Source organism: Dyella kyungheensis (genome assembly GCF_049913195.1).
Lineage (GTDB): Bacteria > Pseudomonadota > Gammaproteobacteria > Xanthomonadales > Rhodanobacteraceae > Dyella > Dyella kyungheensis.
In genome coordinates, this window is sequence record NZ_CP183983.1 from 3,173,252 (window position 1) to 3,198,081 (window position 24,830).

Consider the following 24,830-nt stretch of genomic DNA (forward strand, 5'->3'; position numbering starts at 1 on the left):
GTTGTGGCAGTCGCGCACAAGTGCGCTCCCACAGGGGCAATGGCAGCTCTCTTGTGGGAGCGCACTTGTGCGCGACAGGCCCGCACGAAGCTGAGCCACCACCACCAAGCGGCCTACTGCCGCGCCACCGCTACCCGCTGCAGCACCTGCCGCAACGCCAGCGGCTTGAGCGGCTTGTACAACACATGCAGGCCGCGATCGAGCAAACGCTGACGCAATTCGCCGTCGCGGTCGGCAGTGAGGATCACCGTGGGCACGTCGCGCCCGCCATCGCCGAGTTCGTGCAACACATCGAGTCCGGTCCGCCCGGCATCGAGGTGATAGTCGAAGATATGCAGGTCCGGCATCCACGGCGCCGTGCGCGCCTGCTCCAGCGTGCGTGCCGCATGCACCTGCCAGCCCCAGTTTGCCAGCAGCACGCTCAGCGCCGACAACGCCGCGGGCTCATTGTCGAGCACCAGTGCGCGCCCGGCGGGTAGCGGTTGCGGCGCGTCGACGGAAGGCAACGGCTGCGACGCCGCTTGTGCCAGCGGTACCGACAGGGCGAACACGCTGCCGCGCCCGGGCCACGAATGCAGGCTGATGGGATGATCGAGCAATGCCGCCATGCGCTGGGCAATCGACAAGCCCAACCCAAGCCCCTGCCCGCCCACGGCGCTGCCGCGACGGAACTCGTCGAAGATCCACGGCTGTTCGCTCGGCTCGATGCCCGGGCCGTTGTCCCACACCTGCAGCAACAGCCGGTCGCCGCGGCGACGCACACCGAGCAGCACGCGTCCGCGCTCGGCATAACGCAACGCGTTGGAGAGGAAATTCTGCAGCACACGGCGCAACAGTTGCGGGTCCGATTGCACCCAGTGATGCGACGCGATGACATCCAGGCGGATGCCCTTGTCGCTCGCCATGGCGTGGAATTCGGCGGCCAACGGATCGAATACTTCGGCCAGCGCGAATGCGCGAATCTGCGGGGTCAGGCGACCGGCCTCCAGCCGCGCCATGTCGAGCAGGCCGGCCAGCAAACCTTCGGTCGCCGACAAGGCACCGTGCAGATGGCGCACGGTCGGTGCATCGGTACCGCGCTCGGCCAAGGTGTGCGCAAACAACTGCGCGGCGTGCAGCGGCTGCATCAGGTCATGGCTTACCGCGGCGAGGAAGCGACTCTTTGCCTGGTTCGCGCGTTGCGCTTCGGCTGTCGCTTCGACGAGTGCGCGGGTGCGTTCGTCCACGCGCTGCTCCAGCGTTTCGTTGGAAGCCTTGAGCGCCTGCTCAGCCTGACGGAATGCGGTGACATCGGTGAACGTCGCCACGAAGCCACCGCCCGGCATGGGATTGCCACGGATCTCCACCATCGTGCCATCGGGAAAACGCCGCTCGGACAGCTGCCGCGTGCCCGCACGCATATGCGTGAGGCGACGTTGCACGCCTTCGTCCGTGGCCACCGCGCCGATCATGCCCCGCGCGATGTTGTAGCGCGTCAAGTCCGCCACCGGTCGTCCTACCTGCAGCAGCTCGGCGGGGTAATCGAACAGGCTGGCGTAGCGCCGATTCCAGGCGACCAGGCGCAGCTCCGCGTCCACCACGCAGATGCCCTGGCTCATGTTCTCCAGCGCGGCCTCGAGCACGCGCTGGTTGAAGCGAAGATCCTGCGCTGCCTCGCCCACGATCGCGGCGACCGTGTCGAGTTCCTCGCGGCGATGTTGCCGCACGACTTCGAGCAACAGGCGCGCGGATGCCGCGCCGATCACCGCAGCGAGATCATGTTCCACGGCCGCCACGCGCGCATTGCCGGCCATGCCCTGCATCGCGGCATCGTCGAACAGATGGGCGACGCGCTCGCCCGGCAGGAAACGCAGAGCCAGCGCGCGCAGCTCGGCCAGGCCGATGTCGCCGACGTTGACCGCACGCGGTGCATGGCCAAAGCGCGAACCGGAGACGGCGGCCATCACGGCCACATTCGCCATGAGGTTGGCCATCACGGCGCGCCCCAGCCGACTCCAGTCGCTGAGCCCCAGCAAGCCATCGGGCCCCAGCCAGGCGATACCGAACGGCCCGTCGTGCCACCACGCGGGACCGTGCGGCTCCATCGTCGGCAGCAGCACGTACAGCCACACCAGCGTGCCCACCGCGAGCCCGGCAGCCACGGCGCGCGGCCCGAGTTGGGGACGATAGACCGCGGCCAGCAACGCCGGCGCAAGCCCTGCCAGTGCCGAGAACGAGATCGCGCCGATGTCGGCCAGCGCATCGTTGCGCGCCAGCACGCGGCTGTAGCACCACGCCAGCAGGATGACCGCGACAATCACCACGCGTCGCTGGTTGATCACTTCACCGCGTAGATCGCCCCGTTCATCGCGTCCCCAACCCGCACGTACCCGCAGCGGCGCGATGAAGTGGTTCACGACATCAGGCTCAGCGCCAGCGTCGCCACTACCACCATGCTGGTCGCCGCGCTCAGGCCGCCGAGAAACGCCAGCAACGCAAGCCCATGCTGTCCGCGCGCCAACGGCAGCGCCAGCACGTAGAGATCGGAAGGCACACCGCCGGGGCCTAACCATGCATCGCCCAAGCGCGCCAGCGGCAGGATCGGCAGCGAGATCAGCAGCATGTACAAGGGAAACAACCAGCGCGCCGTGCGCAGATGCGAGCTGTCGCGGCATTCCACTACGCCGGCGTGGAACTGATGCGGCAAGGTGAACATCGCCAGCGCACCGAGCAGGATCAGCGCGGGAAAACCGGTGCTGTCGTGCTGCGTGGGCGCACTGGCGATCAAATGGCGACTGGTGGGCGACAACAGCAAGGTGCCCAGCGCCAGCATCGCGCCCAGCTTGAACAACGACTCGAATGCCATCGCCAGCACCAACCCGCGATTGTGCGCCATCGCCGAGGCGCGCCGCGTGCCGAACAGCATCGCGAACAGCGCCATCAGCAAGGCCACATAGAGCGCGCTGTCCTGCCAGGGATCGGTTTCGGACAACTGGCCGCGGCTCAACATGCCATAGCTCATCGCCACCGCTTTCAGCTGCAGCGCGATGTAGGGAACGATGCCGATCAGCACCACCACCGTCACCAGCGCGGCCAGCCCCGTATGCCGTCCCAGCCGCACCGCAATGAGGTCGGCCAGCGAACCGGCGTTGTAATCGCGCGCCAGTTGCACCAGCCGCCGCAAGACGACCACCGCGAAGACATACATGAGGATCGCGCCCACGAACGTGGGCGGCAGCCACCAGCCGGAACGACTGGCCTGGGTGACGGTGCCGTAGAACGTCCATGAGGTGCAGTGGATGGCCAGCGACAGCGCGTAGACCACCGACCAGCGCCGTGCGAACAGGTTGGGGCGGCGCTCGCCGATGAGCGCGACGCCGAAGAGCAGGCCGAGCCAGACGAGCGCGGCAACGGCGATGGTGCTGGCGGTCAGCACGCGCGCCCTTCACTCCCTTTCCGCTGCGGGGAGAGGGTTGGGGTGAGGGGGGAATCTGGACTCAGGACATCAACCATACTGGCGATTCTGTACTTCATTAAGAAGCTCGCCCGTTGGAGCGTTCCCGCGAGCACCCACCCTTTATCCCCTTTTCGGGACTCACCCCAGCCCTCTCCCCCGAGGGGAGAGGGAGTTAGTGCGCGGGCAAGCCCAAGGCTTTGACGGCATCGACCAGCCAGCGCAATTGCACGCCCTGGCGGCTGTCGTAGTTGTCCCCGGAGTATCCCCACCAGTCCCAGCATGCCTGCGGATTCATGGGCGCGGTGCTCGCGCGGGTTTGAGGATACAGGACGACCACGTCGTACACGTCGGCCCAGCGGTTGAAGCCGGCATCCTTCACGAACGCCTCGCCCACGGCGTCGGCGTTCTGCTTGCAGCCGTGGAACGCCACCAGCAGGCCGCAGCGTTTGCCGGCGATGCAATCGGGCGGCAGGTACACGTAGCCGGTCGAAGCGAGGAACGCATCGGCTGCGCCAGGACGGTAGGCGTCTTGATCGAATTGGCGCAGCTCACCCTTGGCGGCCGATGCAGCTGCGGCCGGCTTGCCGAACATCTGCTGGAAGATTTCCCCCGCCGCGTCGAAACCGCAATGACCCAGATACGGCGACACCGACTTGTCGCAATCGTCGCCGGTTGCCGCCACCGGCAGGTTGTGTGCAAAGGCGCGCTGTCCATCGTCCTTGACCTGCAACGACTTCAGCGCGGGCACGCCATCGCGCAATTGCTCGTAGAAGCGTGCACCGGCTTCGGCCACGGCGGGAGCGACCAAGGCGTCGTCCTTGCCGTGCAGCAGATAGACGCGTCCGTGCGCGAGATCCTTCAGCGCACCGATCTCACCGGCGGCAGCACGCTGCTCCGCCTTCGCCGCCAGCGCGGCCGGATCGGGTGCCGGCACGCCCTTCATGCAGGTGCTGAGCGCCAGATCCAAGCGCCCCGCTGCACAGCCGAATGGACCGCCTGCCACCAGCGCAGCCGATGCAAACCACTCGGGATACGCCATCTGCAGCTGCGCGGCCATGTATGCACCGGACGACAGGCCGGCCACCGCCACTTTCGCCGGGTTGATCTTCAGCGTCGGCAACGGCGGCGCATCGCCCGCGCAGGCAACGCCGGACAGCAGAAACACCCCACAGATCAAGCCGGTCAAGCGTCGCATGCGCATCTCCTGGGAATCAGAACGTGTACTTGGCGGTGAGCGTAACCATGCGCGGCGCGCCGTAGTAGCCCGTGACGATGCCCAGCGCGGCAATGTTGTAGCCGGTAGTGCGATACGACTTGTTGGCCAGGTTGCTGCCCTGCAGGCTCAATGTCCACGGCTGATCGATGCGCCACACGATGCCTGCGTTCCACAGGCCGTAGGACGGCTGCATGATCAGCGGCGACAGCGTGGTCTCCGGATACACGCTCGTTTGATAGGTGTAGTTGATGCGCCCGCTGACGCTGCCGCCATTGCTCAGCGGAATGGTGTGCTCCAGGTTCAGGCCGCCCGACCATTTCGGCGCATTGGTGAAGCGCTGCGTGTCGGCGATGTTGACGCCGCCGCTTTCGAAGTCGGTGTACTTGGTATGCAGATAGGCCCAGTTGCCGCTCAGCGTCCAGTTTTCCACCGGCGTCCAGGCGAACTCTTCTTCCCAGCCATCGATATGGCCCTTGCCGGCATTGGTGAAGTCGCCGAAGAAGCCCTGCGTGCCGTTGGGCAGCGTGTACGAAGTGAATACGGAGAGCTGAATATCCGAGTAGATATTGTGGAAGAACGCCGTGTTCATCATCAGCGTGTCGTCGAAGAACGACATCTTGCTGCCCAGCTCGTACGAGGTGACCTTCTCGTCGGCGATCGGGCGGCACGAGGTGGGAATCGCCGAGCAGTTCGCGCGGATGTTGTAGCCGCCCGAGTGGAAGCCCTGGCTGTAGCTGGCGTACAGCTTCACCTGATCGGTCAGGCTGTAATCGAGCGAGAGCTTGGGCGACACGTTGTGCGAAGTGTGCGCGCCGGTGAAGTCGGCCAGTGTCGACGTGGGCGTGGTGAACGTGGCATCCGAGTAGCCGTAGTTCTGGATGACCGCCGACTTCTTCTCGCTGGTGTAGCGCAGGCCGAGATCCAGGCTCCACTGCGGGCTGATGTCCCACGTGAAGTCGCCGTAGCCGGCGTAACTCTTGGTGCCGATGTCGCCACCGGTGCCGCCGTACTGCGAGAACAGCGGGTAATACGGCGGCGAGCCCAGGAAGATGTTGTGGATGTAGCCCTTGGCGGTGCCGTCGAAGTAGAACAGGCCGAACACGCCGTGGATCGAGCCGCCGTTGTCGTAGTTGGCCTGCAGCTCCTGGGTGAACTGGTGGTCTTTGTAGACCGCGTTCACGTCGGCGATCTTTTCCGGCAGCGTGTCGAAATCGATATTGGTGTCGGTGGACGAACCGCGATACGCGGTGATGGATTTGAGCGTCCAGTCCTGGCTGACGATCCAGTTCATCGTCAGCGACGTGCCCCACAGCGTGGTGTTGTTGAGCTGGGCCATGCCGCTGCGCGTGTCGTAGTCGCTCGACAGCGGCGCATAGCCCGGATCGAACGAGTTGGGCGTGAGCATCTTGGCGCCACGCGGATTGGAATTGTCGCGCAGGCCATCCACCGACAGCTGCGCATTGAAATCGGACGACGGGAAGAAGCCCAGCGACGCACGCGCCGCGTTGCTGTTCTTGTTGCCGTTGCGGCTATCGGTGAGCAGGTTCGTGCCGTAGCCGTCGTTGTGCTCGCTGGCATAGGCAATGCGCCCACGCCACACGCCATCGGAGGTGGCGCCACCCAGGCTGGCCTTGATGTCCTTTTCGCCGTGCGTACCCACGGTGCCTTCCACCGAGCCCGTGGTCTGCGTGGGCAGCGGATTGGAGACGTACTTGATCGCACCGCCGATGGTGTTCTTGCCATACAGGCTGCCTTGCGGACCGCGCAGCACTTCGATGCGATTGGTGTCGAACACATCCAGCACGGTGCCCTGCGGGCGGGCCATATAGACGTCGTCGAGATAGATGCCGACCGCCGGATCGAAACCCCAGGTGGGATCGGCTTGGCCGACGCCGCGGATATACGCGGTAAGCGTGGTGTTGGAGCCGCGCGCTGCGTAGATCTGCAGCGAAGGCACCTTGCCCTGCAGGTCGGCCAGGTTCTGCACGTTCTGGTTGAACAGGGTCTGCGCGGTGAACGCACTGACGGCGATGGGCACGTCCTGCAGTGTTTCCTCGCGTTTGCGCGCGGTGACCTTGATGCCTTCGAGCTGTTTGGCGTCGGAGGTTTTAGCCGTGGTCGCCGGCGCTGCGTTGTCTTGCGGCGCGTCCTCGGCATGCGCCATGGCAACACAGGACAGCCCCACCACCAGACCGATCGCCAGACTCAGATGCGTGCGTTTCATAAGCTCCCCAGCTCCCCTCGCTTTGACGCATCCCATGGACACCAGGATGCCGAATGCGATGGAGCTTAGGCAGCACCCACCCGCCTCACACTTGTACCTTCGTACAGTGCCGCCGGCCGGCAAGGCTCCGGATACTCGTGCCACGACGATGCTCATCGCGAGCGTCCGGGGAATCGACGATGGCATTTCTGATCGTGCTGGCCGCGCTGGGTTTTCTGATGTTGGCGGCGTATCGCGGCTACAGCGTGATCCTGTTTGCACCGGTGGCGGCACTGGGCGCGGTGCTGCTGACCGATCCGTCGCTGGTGGCACCGATCTTCACCGGCCTGTTCATGGACAAGATGGTCGGCTTCCTCAAGCTCTATTTCCCGGTGTTCATGCTGGGCGCGCTGTTTGGCAAGGTGATCGAACTCTCGGGGTTCTCCCAGTCCATCGTTGCCGCCACCATCGGCCTGGTCGGCCGCAGCCGCGCGATGCTGTCCATCGTGATCGTCTGCGCCTTGCTCACCTACGGCGGCGTGTCGCTGTTCGTGGTGGTGTTTGCGGTGTATCCGTTCGCGGCCGAGTTGTTCCGCCAGTCGAATATCCCCAAGCGGCTCATCCCCGGCACCATCGCGCTGGGCGCGTTCACTTTCACCATGGATTCGCTGCCGGGCACGCCGCAGATCCAGAACATCATTCCCACCTCGTTCTTCGGCACCAATACCTGGGCGGCGCCGTGGCTGGGCACCTTGGGCGCGGTATTCATCCTGATCGTGGGGCTGCTTTACCTGGAATCGCGCCGGCGCAAGGCGCTGGCATCGGGCGAGGGCTACGGCACCGAGCTAGTCAACGAGCCGGTGGCTTTCGAGGGCGGCAAGCTCACCCATCCGCTGATCGCGCTGCTGCCGCTGGTGCTGGTCGGCGTGTTGAACAAGCTGCTGGGCGATGCGATTCCCCGCCTCTATGGCAGCAGCCACAGCTTCGTGCCCGCGGTGATCGGCGAGGCCAAGCCGGTGGTGCAGGAAATTGCGAAGATCGCCGCCATCTGGGCGGTGGAAGGCGCGCTGCTGGTGGGCATCCTTTGCGTGCTCGCCTGCGCCTGGCGCCCGGTGACCCGGCGCTTTGCCGAGGGCAGCAAGGCCGCCGTGGGCGGGGCGTTGCTGGCGTCGATGAACACGGCCTCCGAATACGGCTTTGGCGCGGTCATCGCCGCCCTGCCCGGGTTCCGGCTGATCGCCAACGCGCTGCATGCCATTCCGCAGCCGCTGGTGAACGAGGCCGTGACCGTCACCGCGCTGGCCGGCATCACCGGCTCGGCCTCGGGCGGCATGAGCATCGCCCTGGCCGCCATGGCCGAGACCTTCATCCATAACGCGCAGGCGGCCGGCATCCCGATGGAGGTGCTCCATCGCGTAGCCGCCATGGCCTCCGGCGGCATGGACACCCTGCCCCACAACGGCGCCGTGATCACCCTGCTGGCCGTGACGGGGCTCACCCATCGCCAGTCCTACCGGGACATTTTCGCCATCACCCTGATCAAGACGGCGGCCGTGTTCGTGGTGATTCTGATCTACTCGCTGACCGGTCTGGTCTAGCGGTCCCGATGGCTCCCCGAACCATCTACCCCTCACCGTCATTCCGGCGCAGGCCGGAATCCAGTGGCGGCCACAGGGAGTTGTCGCGATGCCCCCACGCTCTGGAAGGGACGGCGAAAACCACGAACCGACGCCCCTGGATTCCGGCCTGCGCCGGAATGACGGTGAGGGGAATGGGCGTCCCGCCGGGATCTTGAACCGACGCCAAGCCGGACCGGCCCCTCCCTCCAAAGCCTCTCCCCTTCGGCCCGCCAGCCTGCCTCGGCGGGCCGCTTTCTTTGCCTGAACGAATTTACTAAGACTTTTCAAGCAAGCGGTCACATAACCCCGTATAATTGGCGGGTTATCCCTACCGAAACCTCACGCGGCGGCTTCATCCCGCCCGAGCCGACCTCATGTCCATCGAAAATCTGCGCAATATCGCCATCGTCGCCCACGTCGACCATGGCAAGACCACGCTCGTCGACCAGCTGCTCAAGCAGTCCGGCACGCTCAATGAGCGCACCGTGCTCGCCGAGCGCGTGATGGACAGCAACGACCAGGAAAAGGAGCGTGGCATCACGATCCTGGCCAAGAACACGGCCATCACCTGGGAAAACAAGAAGACCGGCGCCAAGAACCGCATCAACATCGTCGACACCCCAGGCCATGCCGACTTCGGCGGCGAGGTGGAGCGCGTGCTGTCGATGGTGGACACCGTGCTGATCCTGGTCGACGCGATGGACGGCCCGATGCCGCAGACGCGCTTCGTGACCCAGAAGGCGTTCGCCATGGGCTTCAAGCCGATCGTGGTGGTCAACAAGGTCGACCGTCCGGGCGCCCGTCCGGAGTGGGTCGTTGAACAGGTATGGGATCTGTTCGAGAAGCTCGGCGCCACCGACGAGCAGATGGAATTCCCGATCGTCTACGCCTCGGCGCTGAACGGTTATGCCTCGCTGGACGAGAACGCCCGCGAAGGCGACATGACCCCGCTGTACGAGGCGATCATGCAGCACGCGCCCAAACCGGACGTCGATCCGGACGGCGCCTTCCAGATGCGCATCAGCCAGCTCGACTACAACAACTTCGTCGGCGTCATCGGCATCGGACGCATCCAGCGCGGCACCCTGAAGAAGGGCATGTCGGTCGCCGTGATCGACCGTGAAGGCAAGAAGCGCCAGGGCAAGATCGGCCAGGTGCTCGGCTTCCTCGGCCTCGAGCGCATCGAGCAGGATTCGGCCGAAGCCGGCGATATCGTGGCCATCTCGGGCATCTCCGAGCTGACCATTTCCGATACCGTCACCTCGCTCGAAGTACCCGAAGCGCTGCCGGCGCTGAGCGTCGACGAGCCGATGATCAGCATGACCTTCCAGGTCAACAACTCGCCGTTCGTCGGCAACAAGGATCTGTCGGGCGGCAAGTTCCTCACCAGCCGCCAGCTGCGTGAGCGCCTGGACCGCGAGAAGGTGCACAACGTGGCCCTGCGCGTGGAAGACGGTTCGGACGCCGACAAGTTCCTGGTCTCGGGTCGTGGCGAACTGCATCTGTCGGTGCTGATCGAAAACATGCGTCGCGAAGGCTACGAGCTGGCCGTGTCGCGTCCGGAAGTGATCATCAAGGAAATCGACGGCCAGAAGATGGAGCCGATCGAACAGCTGGTGGTCGACATCGAAGAGCAGCACCAGGGCGGCGTGATGGAGCGCCTGGGCATCCGCAAGGGTGACCTGAAGAACATGGTGTCGGATGGCAAGGGCCGCGTGCGCCTCGAGTACCTGATCCCGGCCCGTGGCCTGATCGGCTTCCAGAACCAGTTCAAGACCCTGACCCAGGGTTCGGGCCTGCTGTTCCACGTGTTCGACCATTACGGTCCGTACACCCCGGTGGCCATCGCCAAGCGCCTCAACGGCGTGATGATCGCCAACGCCGGCGGCACCACCCCGGCCTACTCGCTTGGACCGCTGCAGGATCGCGGCAAGCTGTTCGCCGCCGAAGGCGACTCGGTGTACGAAGGCCAGCTGATCGGCATTCACGCCAAGGACAACGACCTCACCGTCAACGCCATCAAGCCCAAGCCGCTGACCAACATGCGCGCCTCCGGCAAGGACGATGCGATCCAGCTCACCCCGGCGACCAAGTTCTCGCTGGAACAGGCGCTGGACTTCATCGACGACGACGAGTTGGTCGAAGTCACCCCGAAGGAAATCCGCATGCGCAAGAAGCACCTGACGGAAAACGACCGCAAGAAGGCTTCGCGCGGCGTGGCTTGATCTTCGGATCGCGTTGGGTAACGAAAAGGCCGCCGAAAGGCGGCCTTTTTGCGTCGTGAGGTGCGGTGGCTCATGGCCGAACCCGGCAACCCTGTGGGAGTGCACTTGCGCGACGGGTGAACTGCAGCGTTATCGCTACGTAGGCTTGTCGCGCACAAGTGCGCTCCCACAAGGTAACTAGAAACGGGTTGCGAAAAGGCCGCCCAAAGGCGGCCTTCTTTTATGAGCGGACTGCAGCAACTCATGGCTGCAATCACTGTGGGAGCGCACCCTGTGCGCGACAGGCCACGTCTGGAGGTTTCGCTCTGTAGGTTTGTCGCGCACAGGGTGCGCTCCCACAGGAGGGGCGTTTTCAAACGGCGGACTGCGCCCGCTCCAACGCCGCCACGCGCCGCTCCAGCCGCGGCCCCAGATAGCAATGCGACCCGCACGGCATCAGCCCCGCTTCGTTGAACGCCTTCAGATACCAGGACGGCGCACGCGAATGGAATCCGTCCATGTCGCCATCCACGCCATCCTTGCTGGTGAACACTTCAAGGAACGCCACGCCTTCCAGCATGTCGCTGATGCCACCGAGGCCGGCGCGGATCTCGGCGGGCTTGAGGTAGTGCAATACGTCGGTACAAACGATCACGTCGAAACGCTGGTCGAAGCGCAGGTATTCCAGCTGTCCGAAGCTGGCCAGGCCGATGTTCCGTGCGCGGCCGTAACGCGCCACCGCGTACTCGCTCGCATCGATGCCCTGATACAGCAAGCCGGGCCGCAACTTGAGCAAGGGCGCACGCCACACGCCCTCGCCACAGCCCACGTCGAGCACCGAGCGCACAGGTCGGCCGAGGTAGTACTCCGCCTGGGCGATGACCATGGCGATCTTGCGGCGCAACTCGGCGGGCGAGGCCACCGTATGGTCCGGATGGCGATACCACTTGTCGAAATAAGCGCGGTCGTAAATCTTGGGCACAGGCGGGTCTCCGGCGTAGGCATGAATAGTAACGTAGCCCTGGCTCTCACCTGGCCTGTACATCGATTCTCGCAGCATAGGCACGCAGGAAGCAGGAGCCGCCCCCATGACCACCATCCGCATCCGCATGACCGGCAGTCGGGAAGATGCCGACACCTTGCTCACCGTCCTTCATGGCATCGACGGCATCGAGCGCGTCGAAGAGCTCGACGATGAAACCGCGTACGCGCGTGACGATTCCAGTTCCAACGAACTGACCGATGACAATGGCAGCGAACTCTTCATGATCGAGGTGCTTGCCTCCGATCGATTGCATGGCGATGCCGTGCGAGCCGTCACCGAAGTGGAAGCTTCCCTGCTCGGCGCCGTCGTCGAGTTTGTCGACGAGTTCTGAAACCCGCGTCGACGCCTCCCGAACGCCTGCCGCCAAAGACCTGCGGGACGAAATCCGCAGCGCATCACAGCACCGCAGGAGTGAAGCATCGACCATGCTGCCGACGGCGACGGTCGATGCCGGGCTTTCGTGAGCATGACGAAAATCCAACAAACGGCCGCAGCGCATGAATCCGCGCCGAACAAAATCGCGCCACCGGTCGCCTGTTCGTAATCCCTCGCACCCTGCACCGCGTTCCCATGCCTACCGTCGACACCTTCGTCATCAGGAACCCTGACGCATGCGTGATACCTCGTACCTCGGTCTTCGTCCCTGGATGGCGGCATGCAGCATGTTGCTGGTGCTGGCCTCCGGCTCAGCAGCAGCGCGCGATGCCCGCACGCTCTCGCCGGACGACGTGGATTGGCTGCGCCGGGACAGCTTCGAACTCGACAGCGCCACCGTCGCCCTGTATCGCGACCTGGGCCGCTCGCATCTGCTCGACCGCCAACTGGATGGGCGCATCAGCGACGAGCTGCCCGCGCCCATCGCTGCCCTGGTCAACTCCTACGAGGCGGGCAATACGCCCACCGAGCAATTGCTGACCAACCTGCGCGATGAGCAGGAGAAGATCAAGAACATGCCCGATGGCGACGACAAGACCGCCGCCAAAAAAGCCCAGCAGCAACACGCCAACGACCTGCTGCAGCAGGCGCAACAGATCGAGATGCTGCACGCCATCTACGGGCCCAACCAACTGAAGGAACAGATGGTGTGGTTCTGGCTCAACCACTTCAGCGTCTACGGCGCCAAGGGGCGCGTGCGCTGGGTGGCCGCCGACTACGTGCAGAACACGATTCGTCCGCACGCGCTGGGCAAGTTCCGCGATCTGGTGATGGCCACGCTGGAAAGCCCGGCCATGATGGAATTCCTGGACAACGCGCAGAACGCCAAGGGCCACATCAACGAAAACTATGCCCGCGAGTTGATGGAACTGCACACGCTGGGCGTGGGTTCGGGCTACACGCAGCAGGATGTGCAGCAGTTGGCGCTGGTTCTCACCGGTGCTGGCGTGGCGCCGCTGCGCGATCCCGGCGTCATGCGTCCGCGCGTGGCCGAGATGGTCGTGCGCAACGGCATGTTCGAGTTCAATCCCAAGCGCCACGACTTCAGCGACAAGGTGTTGTTAGGCCACACCATCAAAGGCAGCGGCTTCGATGAAATCAGCCAGGCGGTGGACTTGATCACCAAGCAGCCGGCCTGCGCGCAGTTCGTCTCGAAGAAGATCGCCGAGTACTTCGTCTCCGACCATCCCTCGCCCGAACTGGTGGCGAAGATGGCGCACACGTTCCAGCGTACCGATGGCGACATCGCCGAAGTGCTGCGTACGATGTTCGATTCCAAGGAACTGGCCGCCAGCTACGGCAAGAAGTTCAAGGACCCCATGGAGTTCGTGGTGTCCTCGGTGCGCATGGCTTACGACGGCAAGCCCATCGCTAATGCCAAGCCGCTGCTCAACTGGCTCAACCAGCTGGGCGAACCGGTGTTCGGCCGCCTGACGCCGGATGGCTGGCCACTCGACAGCACCGGCTGGTCGAGTTCCGGGCAGATGGCCAAACGCTTCGAGATCGCCGGCGCGATCGGCTCCGGCAACAACCGCTTGCTGACGCCCGAAGGCCAGCCCAAGAGCGGCGGCGACTTCCCCCTGCTCACCACGCGCCTCTACTACGACACCTTCGAGCCCAAGCTCAGCGCACCCACGCGCGACGCACTCGCCAAGGCCACGACGCAGCAGGAATGGAACACCTTCCTGCTCTCCTCACCCGACTTCAATTACCGCTGAGGTAGCCATGAAACGCCGCGAATTCCTGCTCGCTGCCGCCACCGCCGCCGTTGCGGCTCCGGCCCTGTCGTTCTCCGGCAAGCTGTTTGCCCAACCGGCGAATAGCCCGCGTTTCCTCTTGGTCTTCCTGCGCGGCGGCTACGACTGCAACAATCTTCTGGTCCCCTACAGCAGCGATTTCTACTACGAATCGCGCCCCACCCTGGCCATCGCCAAGCCCGATCCGGGCAACGCCAATAGCGCCATCGCGCTGGACGGCAACTGGGGGCTCAACCCCGTGTTGCGCGATTCCATCTATCCGTTGTGGCAGAAACGCCAGCTGGCCTTCATCCCGTTTGCCGGGACCGACGATATGTCGCGCAGCCATTTCGAAACGCAGGACAACATCGAATCGGGCGCACCCTCGGAGCAGCGCAGCAACTATCGTTCGGGATTCATGGCGCGGCTGTCCGGACAGATGAGCAGCGTGCCCTCCATCGCCTTTACCGACGCGCTGCCACTGTCGTTCCAGGGCAGCGGCCGCGACATTCCCAATATCTCACTGCGCGGCAATCCCAAGCCGGTGTACGACGATCGGCAGGCGGGCATTCTCGCCGGCATGTATCGCAATACCACGCTGGCTTCCGCAGCGGCCGACGGCCTGGAGCTGCGCCAGACCGTTTCCAAGGAACTGCAGGAGGAGATGGTGAAGGCCAATCGCGGCGCCCCGAACGCGAAGAACTTTGCCGATGAAACCCAGCGCATCGCCACCATGATGCGCGACCAGTATCGCCTCGGCTTCGTGGACGTGGGCGGCTGGGATACGCACGTCAATCAAGGCAACACCACCGGCCAGCTGGCCAACAACCTCGCCAATCTCGGCAAGGGCTTGGCGGCCTACGCCGATGCCCTGGGCGACGAGTGGAACAACACGGTGGTAGTGGTCGTTTCCGAATTCGGCCGCACCTTCCGCGAGAACGGCAACAAGGGTACCGATCACGGCCACGGCACGGTGTATTGGGTGCTGGGCGGCAAAGTGAATGGCGGACGCATCGCGGGCCAGCAACTTGCCGTGAACGCGCAAAGCCTGCTGCAGAACCGCGACTATCCGGTACTCAACAACTACCGCGACGTGCTGGCCGGGCTGACGGGACGCATGTGGGGCTTGTCCAATAGCCAGTCACAGCTGGTCTTTCCCGGCGCGCACGCCAAGGATCTGCAACTGGTCTGAACCTCAGGCCGCCTCGCTCACACTGCGCACCAACAAGCCCTTGGCGATGGCACCATGCAGCTTGCCCAGGCCGCGCACCATGTGCAGCGTGGCAAACAACAGGAACACGCCAGCGATACAGGTCAGCACGGCCAACGGCCAATAGTTGTTGTCGCACAGCCAGTGCGGGATGCCGCATTGCAGATAGATCACATCGTACGCGCTCAGCGCCTTGAGGATCGGCGTGCCGATGAAGGCCAGCGAGATGCTCAGGAACGTGATGGTCAGCGTGAAATAGATGATGCCCAAGGGCAGCATCAACATCATGTAGAAGATCGTGGTCCAGGTACGTCCATCAGTGAAGATCGCACCCACGCGCTGCCAGAACGACTTGCCTCCATTGGACGGATACGGCGGCCGGCGCGGCATGCGTACGCCGAGCATGGTTTCGACGATGCGCCCTTCGATCAGCGACAACGCACGCACGGTGCCCAGGAAAAGAATGGCGAACGGCACGCCGATGATCAGCACCGACAGACCCAGCGACAGCGAAATACCGGTCACCGCCCAGGTGAAATAGAAGATGCCCGTGGCCAGCGCCAGGATCATGTAGAACAGCGCGCCCCAGGTATGGGAATCGGCGGCTACGCCAAAGAAGCGTCCTAGCACCGAGCGGCGACGCGGCATCGGCGGCGGACGCAACGCGCGCTGGATCTTGATCTCCTGGTCGCGGTAGATATCCGCCACTTCTTCCGGTGCGCCATACGTGCTGACCACATGCGCGAGCATGTCGGCTTCGCTGCGCTGCGGGTTGTCGGCCAGTTCGGCCCGCAAATGTTCTTCCGCGTCGTACAGTGCGTCCTGGATCAACGCACGGTCCGCGCCCTTGAGCGCAGCGCGCAGTTGATTCAGATATTCGGCAATCGTGCGTGGTGCGTTCATTACACCCCTCCTTGCAAAACGCCATCGACGGAATCGCGCGTGGCCGACCAGGCGTTCACCCAGTCGCGCAACACCTCGCGCCCTTGCTTCGTGATGCGGTAATAGCGCCGCGGCGGCCCACTGACAGAGGGCTCCACCTCGCTCGCCAACAAACCTGCCCCTTCGAGATTGCGCAGCACGGGGTATAGCGCACTCTGCTTGCCCGCAAGCACGCCCTCGCCCACCTCTTCCAGGCGCTTGGCGATCTGGTAGCCGTACATCGGCTGCCGCGTCTGCCCCAGCACCGCCAGCAGCACCAACGACACGGTGCCCGCCGACAGCTCCTTCTGGAATTTCTTCAGATGGCTGCTGTTGTCTTCCACGGCCCACCCGCACTGCTACTCATCTTGGAGTGAACAATAGTGTGAAGTTCACAGTAGTGCATGGGTATGAAGTCATGGGGGGCATCTCGGTCCTTGTGGGCATGACACCAATGTACGTGCCGGTTCTACAAACATTGGTGTCAGCGGCCTCAGCTGGCCAAGAGACACACAGGAGCTTGGGCAATTGAGGGATCGATTGCGGCAGGCCAAAGGCTAAGCTTGGCCTCGCCTTAATGGCTCACGAAAGGTCTGCTATGGATCGGAAGCAGACCTGAAGCCATCTTATGGAACATCCCAAGTTGCCGGGCATCAGTCCGGAGCAGCCGCGGAATAAGCGTCGCTTCCTGCGTCGGCAAACGCCTCTACCGGCGACATTCAATCGCCCTCCAATACGCTGAATCTGCCCGGGTAAGCGCGCCCTCGCGACACAGTGCCAATACGACAGGTGCCCACTGTAGGCAGCTGCTCAACGGACAGTGACGGCTACTCTTTACGGCTTCCAGTCCACCTTATATTCCTCAAGGTAGGCGTCTACGGCGGAACCGATGGTGGGATGGAGCGTGCCGAACCGCTCTAGTAGCGCGAAGCGTTTCAGCTTTTCCTTGACGGGATCTTTTATCTCGGCGAATCGAAGTTCGATGGCAGATTCGCGCAAAGCCCCTTCCAGCTCGGCGAGCATGTCCGCTGAGGTCACATCAATGCTGGTGACCGGCTCTGCGGCAACGACAATTCGTCGCACCGGTGTTGGCGATTGCGCCACCGCCTCGAGTATGCGCTGATGGAACAACTCGGCATTGGCGAAGAAGAGCGGCGCGTCCCAGCGGAACAGGATCAGACCTGGAATAAGGCGAGCCGAAGGATAACGCTTGATATCGTGATAGCCCCTGATGCCGTCGACTCGGCCCATCACGGCATAGTGCGGGCGCCATCCGTCCCAGAGAAATTCGATAATCGCGATGGCGATCGCAATGCCAATGCCGGGAATCACTCCGAGGGCCGCTACGCCGACGAAGCAAGCAATCGAAAGCCAGAATTCCCACGGCTGGATGCGGAAGATGCGGCGCAGATCATTGAACTCGAACAAGCCGATCGCCGCGGCGATCACAATCGCCGCCAGCGCGCTGCTGGGCAAGTCCTCCAGAAGGTCCGGTGCCAGTAGCAGCAAGAGCGCTACCGCCAAGGCACCGACCACACCTGCAAGCTGAGTCTTCGCGCCCGCGGCTTCGGCGACTGGTGTGCGCGACGAGCTGCTGCTGATCGGAAATCCCTGGAAAAGACCAGCCGCCAGGTTCGCGACGCCCAGGCCGATCATTTCTTGATTTGGATCGACTACAGCGCGGGTCTTGGCCGCATACGTGCGCGACAGGACACTGGTATCGGCGAACGCTACCATGGCCACGGCGCAGCCGCCGATCACCACCTGGCCAAGATCAGCCACACCGATCCATGGCATTGCAAATGATGGCAGGCCTTGTGGGAGTGGACCAAGCACCTTGATTCCGGCGCTGTCGGCCAGGCCGAACGAACCGACCACGATCGTGGCGGTTACAACGGCAATCAGAAGTCCGGGAACGCGCTTCCAACGCTTGAGAAACAAGATCAGCGTGAGAGTGCCGATGCCAACCAGGAACGCAGACCAATTGACCTGACCTTCCACAATCGCTTGGATAATCCGTATTAGGTTGCGCAGCGGCCCGGCGCTATCGATGGAAAAGCCAAACAATTTGGGTAGCTGACTGATTAGCACCGTGAGCGCAATGCCGTTCATATAGCCATAGCGAATCGGCTTCGAGAGCAACTCGGTGACAAATCCCAGGCGCATGACTCCAATCAAGGTACACACCAGGCCAGACACTATCGCCATCAAGCTGGCGACGGCCACGGCGCGTATCGGATCGCCTGCAGACAGGGGGAGCACGACCGCCAGAATCACCGCGGCGAGTGAAGAATCCGGCCCCAACACGAGAATGCGGCTCGGGCCGAACACAGCATAGGCTAGCAACGGGACGATCGTGGCATACAGGCCATGGATGCCCGGGACACCCGAAGCCACGGCGTAGGCAATGCCGACCGGGACAAGCATGGTGGTCAGCACGAGGCCGGCCATCAAATCGTTCGCCAGCCAGGCCGCTTGGTATTGGCGGGCGATTTGCAGTCCGGGTAGCCAACGCGACCAGCCGTTCATGCTTTGTCCTTTATAGAGTGGAGCGCAAGCTCAGACATGCGCGGTCGCCACCTGCGCTCAGTACTGTTCCTTTACGTACTTGAATGGATAGTCCGGTTCGACGTAGTCGCCGCGCTTCTGCCGCTTCGGGAATGTAATCTTCTCGCGCGGCACTTCCTTATAGGGCACTTTGTCGAGCACGTGCCGGATAATGTTGAGACGTCCACGACGCTTGTCGTCAGTCCGCGCCACGTACCACGGCGCATACGGGGTATCGGTCGCGGCGAACATCTCATCCCGGGCTCGCGAATAGTCGTACCACCGGCCATACGACTTCAGGTCCATCGGCGAGAGCTTCCAGAGCTTGCGTCCATCATTCGCCCGCTCCTTCAGTCGCCGGGTTTGCTCCGCTTCGCTGACTTCCAGCCAATACTTCAAAAGGACAACGCCCGACTCAACGATCGCCTTCTCCATGAGCGGCGCAACCTGCAAAAACCTGCGCACCTTTGCTTCCGGCGTGAACTCCATGACACGTTCAACACCCGCGCGGTTGTACCAGCTGCGGTCGAAGATCACGATCTCCCCGGCTGCCGGCATGTGCTCCATATAGCGTTGCACGTACATCTGGCTCTTCTCGCGATCCGTCGGCGCGGGCAACGCTACGACGCGGAACACCCGAGGACTTACCCGCTCCGTCAGGGCCTTGATCGTCCCGCCTTTCCCGGCCGTATCGCGCCCTTCAAATACCACGCAAACCTTGAGGCCCTTGGCGACAACCCACAGCTGCAGCTTGACCAGCTCGACGTGCAGCCTCTCCAGCTCTGCCTCGTACTCCTTCCGCTTCATCTTTTGCGGCTCTGCGCCGGCAGAGTCGTCTTGTTCGTCGCGTTTCATGTCGTTTGCTCCACTGTGGGTCGTGCTCGCCTGCAGTGATCTCAACCGTTCACCCGCCACCTCCAGATCGAAGTACACGCTCTTCGCCGAGGGTATTTCCAATTGCGTCCGCAAAAGTCCACTACCGAGTTCGGACGCGCGAGCAGCGGACATCTCTCCCCGCAGCCGCGATGTACCGTCTCGACCACGCCCTGCTGCGACCAATGATCGAGGTCCAAGATGACGTCAACCAAAGTGGGACGAACATCGCCCTCACCTGCGCCTCAACCTCCGTGTCGGCATCGCCGCACAGTCGGCTACAAGATGCGCGCGCTTCATCGCACGCCTTTTTCATTTTCGACGGCTTTATTGATGATTTCGCCATAGAGCTGGGCGATCCGCGCACCCAATGTATGGAACTCCGGATTCCGCACAACGAACTTCTCCGCGTCCTTGGCATCTTTGAGCGCATCTTTCAGAAATTCGAGTTCGGTGTCACTTAGGCGCTCGCCGCTGTCGATTCGCTGTTTTATCGCGAGCGTCCTGGGTAGCCGGAACTTCACGAGCCGTTCGAGCAGTACTTGGATCGTACCCGCGTCATCGGACTGGTCGGACATCAGGGACCTCCTACCTGCGAGCGAAGCCTGATTCTACTCTTCCACGCCGCGCAGCATCGCCTTCACGAAGGTTTCATCGCGCGATGCACGACGACGACATCTGGAGCCGGCTGTAGCCACAAATCGCGTCTGATTGGTCGGCGGCCGGGGACTGGCCTAGGTACGGTTGGCATCGAAGCCGTATTGCATCAGCGTGCCAAAGAACGGGGTGAGAAGGCTCGACACATATTGTTCTACCGATCCCGACTTCGATGCGGTGCCCGAGGCACGCGCATCGGCATATGAACGGGAAAAGTGAAATGATACTGCGCTGAAAGCCAGTAGAACTACATAGGCAGCCGTGCTCATGACCAAGCAAGGGCGTTTCGGCTAAGGGTTGGAAACGTTCATCTCGCTCTACTCAATTTAATGAGCTTTCTACTAACATCGCGATGGTCTTCGCTGTGCCGAGCGCCAAGAACTCATGCTTCTGTATGTCAGTGTCGCCATACCGTAAGCACATCTCCTGGCCGAACGGGTGCGATGTAAATGGACCGATCAAAACTGGGGTCAGAGTGGAGTTACCAGGATTTAGTGGACACCTGATCGCCGCCGTTGCGCGGCCTCGAACTCGTCCGGGCTGATGCCGCCTAGGTAGCTGTGGCGGCGAATCGGGTTATAGAAGTGGTCAATGTACTCAGATACGTCAAGGATGGCAGTTTCGCGGTTTGCATAGATGCGCTTTTTGATGCGCTCCTTCTTGAGGCTACCAAAGAAGGACTCCGCTACGGCGTTATCCCAACAGTTTCCCCGTCTGCTCATGCTTGGTTCCAGATGGTTTGCCTTACAGAATCGTCGCCAAGCATCGCTTCCGTATTGAGTCCCTTGATCCGAATGGATCAAGGTTCTTCGGGGCCGACGGCATTGCACGGCCTTCGTTACCGCCTCGAGCACTAGCTCCTTGTGAATGGTCGGCTTAGCAGCCCAACCAACGACTTTGCGCGAAAAGAGATCTATCACCACGGCTACATAGAGCCAGCCTTGCCACGTACGGATGTAGGTGATGTCCGTAACCCAAGCCTTGTTTGGCCCCGACATCGTAAACTGACGTTGCAGTAGGTTTGGAATCAAGGCGGTAGGCTTGGCGACCGGGATGTGTCGAGTGCGGTAGCCGTGTAGCGCGCGCAAACCGTTCTCGCTCATCAATCGAGCAACTCGATGCTTGCTGCAGGTCTCGCCACGCTCACGCAGGTCTTGCAGGACTCTGGGCGCGCCATAAATGCCATGACTGGCAACAAAAGAGGCACGAATCAGGCGCAGAAGTCGCGCATCTTCATGCGCTCGATCAGATACAGGATGATCAAGCCAGGAGTAGTACCCGGCACGGGCCACACCAAGAACTCGACACATGGCCTGGATGCTGAATTCGTTCCGATGAGCCTCAATGAATCTGTAAGCCCGTCTAACGTTACTTACCTGCTTGCCTTGAGCCATAACCGCAACCCTCAGCTGATTGCGTGGATACTACGACTTGTCCACAAAATCCTGGTAACTCCAGAGTAGACTTTCCATGCAAGCAGACGGAAAAGTCCACTCTGACCCCAGTTTTCGCACTGCGGAAACGGGGTCAGGTTCACTTCTCGAGCCCAAAGCCAAGGCGTAAATGAACCTGACCCCGTTTTTGGTCCGAGGACACGCCAGGTTTCTTCAGTGCTGCAACGCTCCATGCGGGTGGACGCCCACGACCGGGACGGGTCTGTCTGGAACCTTCGGGATTGCGACACTTAGGTGCAACGGTTGAGCCCTAAGGGCGCCACTTCCCTTGGCAGCCTTGGTCTTTCCGCCAAGTCGACGACCATAGACCTCATCCAAGGTCAGCCCAGAATTCTCAAGCAGGGCGCCAATCTTTGCGCGGACGTCTTGAAGCAATGTCTTGCGAGCATCTTCCATTTAAGCTCGCGCGCTGCTGTTTAGCGCTTGCAGTTCGGAAGGCGATAAAGCTCTTAAGTTGACGGCCATGGATGGTCCTTTCTTATGCGATGATATTTTCGTAGATAGCCTAAGGCCGCGGCCGGTCGAAGATGAATAGGAAATTGGATTAGCTAAAGCATATGGAAGATTACATCTATAGGTTCCGGTCAGCTCGATCTCTACTTGGGGAGTACCAAGAGCTCCGTAACCAAAGCATCTACTTCGCAAAGCTCGAAGAGCTGAATGACCCGATGGAGGGGTTTAAGGATATCTTCTGGAGTGGCGATGACATCGTTTGGAGCAATCTGTTTCGACACTACATCCAATGCATGACCCAAGCATTCTTCTTTCTCTGCATAGCTCAGGAGGAGCACGATTTAACGTGGGACTTGATTCCTGTCTTAGATACGCGTCCACCGCTTCTTACCAATGAGCTCAGAATCCTCTTCGATGAGGCACTAAGCGAAGTTCTATCACATGAAGAGTTGAATGAGTGTGCCCAGCGAATTGCTGCCAGGTCTCATTTTGTTCGACGCAATGAGCTTGAATACTACCTCCGCAACGTGCATGAACTTGCTATTCCATGTGTCGCAAAAGTTATGGCTCGGCGAAAGGTTCATCCTCCTTTCTTAGGCGTTGATGAATCCATCTCGGCCGCTAAGATCAAGCTCGCCAAAGTGGCCCAATCGGCACATCTGGTCAACCTCATTGAAGAAGAGCGATCGAACGATGAGCATGCATCGGAACGGTTGTTTGCATCATTGAATGTAGCCATGAGGCAGGTCGCACTGATCGATAAGTACAACGGAGTTTTTGACGCCTCTCGAAAAAATTCAAACTTCGTTTTCTTGAACTTTCCTGAAGGCTATGTTCGAAACATTGAGAGGCTTGTCTATCCGGACTGGTATACCGCCTGCTTCACAAAAGACTTCAAGAACTCAGCAGTCTGGGGAACTTACGGAGATCGTCACCAGGGGGTCTGTCTCAAGTTCAGGGTCAAGAGTGATGGTGAGCGTCATGTTCTAAAAATAAATCGCGTGTGCGGCCGGAATAGCGTTTCAGGGCCTGTGCGCAGCGTCGTCCAGCACCCTCTTCTACCCGTGGTGTATCAATCGAAGTTTGTTGCCATCGACTTCTTTAGGTCACTTGGAAGCCTTAGTGCGCCCGTGTTAAATCGCGATTGGCATAGATCACAAGACGGTCGTGTAAGTATCTGTGATTTTGGTGGCGATTTCCCGGAAGAGAAGCGCAGTGCGTTCTGGAAGGATTTCGAGGTCGGTGCGACGACTAAATTGAATGATTGGTGGTACGAGCAAGAATATCGACTTGTACTGCATGGGAACGTTCTTGACTTTTCCGAACCAGCATCCCGTGTCGCCAACTACGATTTCGCCGACTTGGAAGGAATCATCTTTGGCATAAACACAATAGATGAAGACAAGTTGGCCATCATGAAAATCATTGATGAAAAATGCCAAGAGCATCGGCGCGAGGATTTTAAGTTCTATCAAGCCTACTACTCGCACGCTACTGGAAAAATTGAGGCGGTCGAGCTAAGCCATTTGAAAGTGATTCTTGGCAAAGCTGCGCGAGCCTGTTGACCCGATGCATGGATGCGAAGAAGTTATGCATAGACCAATAGTTGTCTATCTAGATTCTCAAGACTTTTCGAGGCTTTCGGATGCGAAAATGGATGCCTCCATTTCGCCCGTCAGAGATAAGCTTTTAGAATTGAAGCGTGAGGGAATTGCTAGGTTTGCCTTTAGTGATGTTCTTGTCTATGAATGCCTCCCTGTTAAACCCGAAGACGCCGCACTGAGCTTGAAGAGGATTGAGTCCATTGTCGAATTTTGCGATGGACAGTCGTTGCCACCAGCATCTGAGGTCATTCGGTCTGAACTGGGCCTCTTGATCTCGCAAGAGGGGAAATACTCAAAGTTTGCAAACCAACCATTCTCGGGACACTGGTTTCCAAAGCTGGATCTGACAAGTGAAACGAGAGACGTGGAGCGAAATGCAGCAAAGACAGCCTTTTCGAATCTCAAGGAGACTATGGGTCTCTCCCTGTCTCGCAACGAGAGACGAGCGTTTCTGAAGAAATTCAAGAGCTCAAACAAGGCCGATGGATACTCTAGCTTGGCATCTCAAGGGATGAGTGACCTGGCAAGTCTGTATCCTATAGACCTATCCGACAAACACCTCTTGGCCGAATACCTACGTTGCGGCAACTCCAGAGTTCTACTTCCCTTAGTTGAAAAATCACTAGGCGACCTGCTGTTCTTTTCCCGTTGGTGCGTGGACAACTGGGATGGTGGGCAGAAATTTGTGCGGTCGCTACGGTCCGGTAACGATCAAACCAAGGCCTCGTTGATCCGGTTCTACGAGCATATGAAAGAGGTCAACGGAAGGGCCCTGGAGGTCATTTCAGAAAGGGAGCTTTCTTCAATGTTGGCCGACAAGATCGAGGAGATGAGGGATTGGTTCGTTTCATCTTTCGCCGCCATACAAATTAAAAATTTTCTAGGCGTTGATGTACCCAATGATGGTCGCTTCAGACCTTCGTTAGTCAAAACGCCTGCGGTTCTGTCATGGCTGGAGTTTACAGCTGCTGTTCTGGTTAGATCTGCAGCTGTGGCGCATCCAAGAAACCCCCATAAGAAGTCGCATAGCGACTTCGCTGATTCCATGCATGTACTGTATTTGCCCCGGGTCGATATTTTTCGAGCAGACAGGTTTACGAGCCAAATATTGGAAGGTTCGTTGTCTTTCCAGAGTACCGTAGTGGAGCCATCGCTAGAGAAATTGCCTGAGACAATACACCGGGCCTGGGACAGGAGGGGGGCTTGTTGATGGTGTC

Annotated in this window: 18 protein-coding genes; 7 read left to right on the forward strand and 11 right to left on the reverse strand. The window is 61.0% G+C overall.

What is annotated here, in order from left to right; all coding sequences use genetic code 11:
* Positions 1-113: 113 nt before the first annotated feature.
* The 4 genes from ACN9MB_RS14350 to ACN9MB_RS14365 all read right to left on the reverse strand — a co-directional run bounded on the left by ACN9MB_RS14350 (position 114) and on the right by ACN9MB_RS14365 (position 6,876).
* Positions 114-2,396 (reverse strand): hybrid sensor histidine kinase/response regulator, encoded by a 2,283-nt coding sequence (locus tag ACN9MB_RS14350; RefSeq protein ID WP_426269354.1) that lies wholly within the window; start codon positions 2,394-2,396, stop codon positions 114-116.
* Positions 2,393-3,415, reverse strand: a complete 1,023-nt coding sequence (locus ACN9MB_RS14355; protein WP_426269355.1) for a hypothetical protein — start codon at positions 3,413-3,415, stop codon at positions 2,393-2,395. The genes ACN9MB_RS14350 and ACN9MB_RS14355 overlap by 4 nt, the downstream gene beginning before the upstream one ends.
* 193 nt (positions 3,416-3,608) lie before the next feature.
* The gene (locus ACN9MB_RS14360) at positions 3,609-4,631 is read right to left on the reverse strand and encodes an extracellular catalytic domain type 2 short-chain-length polyhydroxyalkanoate depolymerase (protein ID WP_426269356.1); all 1,023 of its coding nucleotides are present in this window, start codon (positions 4,629-4,631) and stop codon (positions 3,609-3,611) included.
* 16 nt (positions 4,632-4,647) lie between these two features.
* Positions 4,648-6,876 carry a TonB-dependent receptor gene (locus ACN9MB_RS14365; protein WP_426269357.1) on the reverse strand — a complete coding sequence of 743 codons (2,229 nt, stop codon included), beginning with the start codon at positions 6,874-6,876 and terminating at the stop codon, positions 4,648-4,650.
* A 179-nt stretch (positions 6,877-7,055) separates the two neighbouring features.
* On the opposite strand from ACN9MB_RS14365, the gene ACN9MB_RS14370 reads away from it, so the two are divergent.
* Positions 7,056-8,453, forward strand: coding sequence for a GntP family permease (locus ACN9MB_RS14370; RefSeq protein WP_426269358.1), 1,398 nt, complete (start codon positions 7,056-7,058; stop codon positions 8,451-8,453).
* A 395-nt stretch (positions 8,454-8,848) separates the two neighbouring features.
* Positions 8,849-10,699, forward strand: coding sequence for a translational GTPase TypA (gene typA / locus ACN9MB_RS14375; RefSeq protein ID WP_426269359.1), 1,851 nt, complete (start codon positions 8,849-8,851; stop codon positions 10,697-10,699).
* 352 nt (positions 10,700-11,051) lie between these two features.
* Here typA and ACN9MB_RS14380 read toward each other — a convergent pair whose 3' ends face one another.
* The gene (locus tag ACN9MB_RS14380; protein WP_204634441.1) at positions 11,052-11,660 is read right to left on the reverse strand and encodes a methyltransferase; all 609 of its coding nucleotides are present in this window, start codon (positions 11,658-11,660) and stop codon (positions 11,052-11,054) included.
* A gap of 106 nt (positions 11,661-11,766) precedes the next feature.
* Between ACN9MB_RS14380 and ACN9MB_RS14385 the strand changes: the two genes are divergently transcribed.
* From ACN9MB_RS14385 to ACN9MB_RS14395, 3 genes are all read left to right on the forward strand, one after another.
* Positions 11,767-12,054, forward strand: a complete 288-nt coding sequence (locus tag ACN9MB_RS14385) for a hypothetical protein (protein ID WP_204634440.1) — start codon at positions 11,767-11,769, stop codon at positions 12,052-12,054.
* A gap of 280 nt (positions 12,055-12,334) precedes the next feature.
* Positions 12,335-13,876 carry a DUF1800 domain-containing protein gene (locus ACN9MB_RS14390; protein WP_426269360.1) on the forward strand — a complete coding sequence of 514 codons (1,542 nt, stop codon included), beginning with the start codon at positions 12,335-12,337 and terminating at the stop codon, positions 13,874-13,876.
* A 7-nt stretch (positions 13,877-13,883) separates the two neighbouring features.
* Complete coding sequence (locus ACN9MB_RS14395) at positions 13,884-15,086, forward strand: DUF1501 domain-containing protein (protein ID WP_426269361.1); 1,203 nt, start codon at positions 13,884-13,886, stop codon at positions 15,084-15,086.
* Between the two features lie 3 nt (positions 15,087-15,089).
* Here the strand turns inward: ACN9MB_RS14395 and ACN9MB_RS14400 are convergent, their stop codons facing one another.
* The 6 genes from ACN9MB_RS14400 to ACN9MB_RS14425 all read right to left on the reverse strand — a co-directional run bounded on the left by ACN9MB_RS14400 (position 15,090) and on the right by ACN9MB_RS14425 (position 21,496).
* Positions 15,090-16,007: a sensor domain-containing protein gene (locus ACN9MB_RS14400; protein WP_204634437.1), complete on the reverse strand. Its 918-nt coding sequence runs from the start codon at positions 16,005-16,007 to the stop codon at positions 15,090-15,092.
* Complete coding sequence (locus tag ACN9MB_RS14405; RefSeq protein ID WP_204634436.1) at positions 16,007-16,369, reverse strand: helix-turn-helix transcriptional regulator; 363 nt, start codon at positions 16,367-16,369, stop codon at positions 16,007-16,009. Before ACN9MB_RS14405 ends, ACN9MB_RS14400 begins: the two co-directional genes overlap by 1 nt.
* Positions 16,370-16,859: 490 nt before the next feature.
* Entirely contained in the window at positions 16,860-18,554 is a 1,695-nt protein-coding gene (locus ACN9MB_RS14410) for a SulP family inorganic anion transporter (RefSeq protein WP_426269362.1), read from the reverse strand.
* Positions 18,555-18,611: 57 nt separating this feature from the next.
* Positions 18,612-19,427, reverse strand: a complete 816-nt coding sequence (gene ppk2 / locus ACN9MB_RS14415; RefSeq protein ID WP_204634434.1) for a polyphosphate kinase 2 — start codon at positions 19,425-19,427, stop codon at positions 18,612-18,614.
* A gap of 314 nt (positions 19,428-19,741) precedes the next feature.
* Complete coding sequence (locus ACN9MB_RS14420; RefSeq protein WP_204634433.1) at positions 19,742-20,023, reverse strand: hypothetical protein; 282 nt, start codon at positions 20,021-20,023, stop codon at positions 19,742-19,744.
* 570 nt (positions 20,024-20,593) lie between these two features.
* Positions 20,594-21,496 carry an IS3 family transposase gene (locus ACN9MB_RS14425; protein WP_426269363.1) on the reverse strand — a complete coding sequence of 301 codons (903 nt, stop codon included), beginning with the start codon at positions 21,494-21,496 and terminating at the stop codon, positions 20,594-20,596.
* Positions 21,497-22,113: 617 nt separating this feature from the next.
* Here ACN9MB_RS14425 and ACN9MB_RS14430 point away from each other — a divergent pair.
* Together ACN9MB_RS14430 and ACN9MB_RS14435 are read left to right on the forward strand one after the other, a co-directional pair.
* Positions 22,114-23,574, forward strand: a complete 1,461-nt coding sequence (locus ACN9MB_RS14430; RefSeq protein ID WP_426269364.1) for a hypothetical protein — start codon at positions 22,114-22,116, stop codon at positions 23,572-23,574.
* Positions 23,549-24,823: a hypothetical protein gene (locus ACN9MB_RS14435; RefSeq protein ID WP_426269365.1), complete on the forward strand. Its 1,275-nt coding sequence runs from the start codon at positions 23,549-23,551 to the stop codon at positions 24,821-24,823. Before ACN9MB_RS14430 ends, ACN9MB_RS14435 begins: the two co-directional genes overlap by 26 nt.
* The last annotated feature ends 7 nt before the right edge of the window (positions 24,824-24,830 follow it).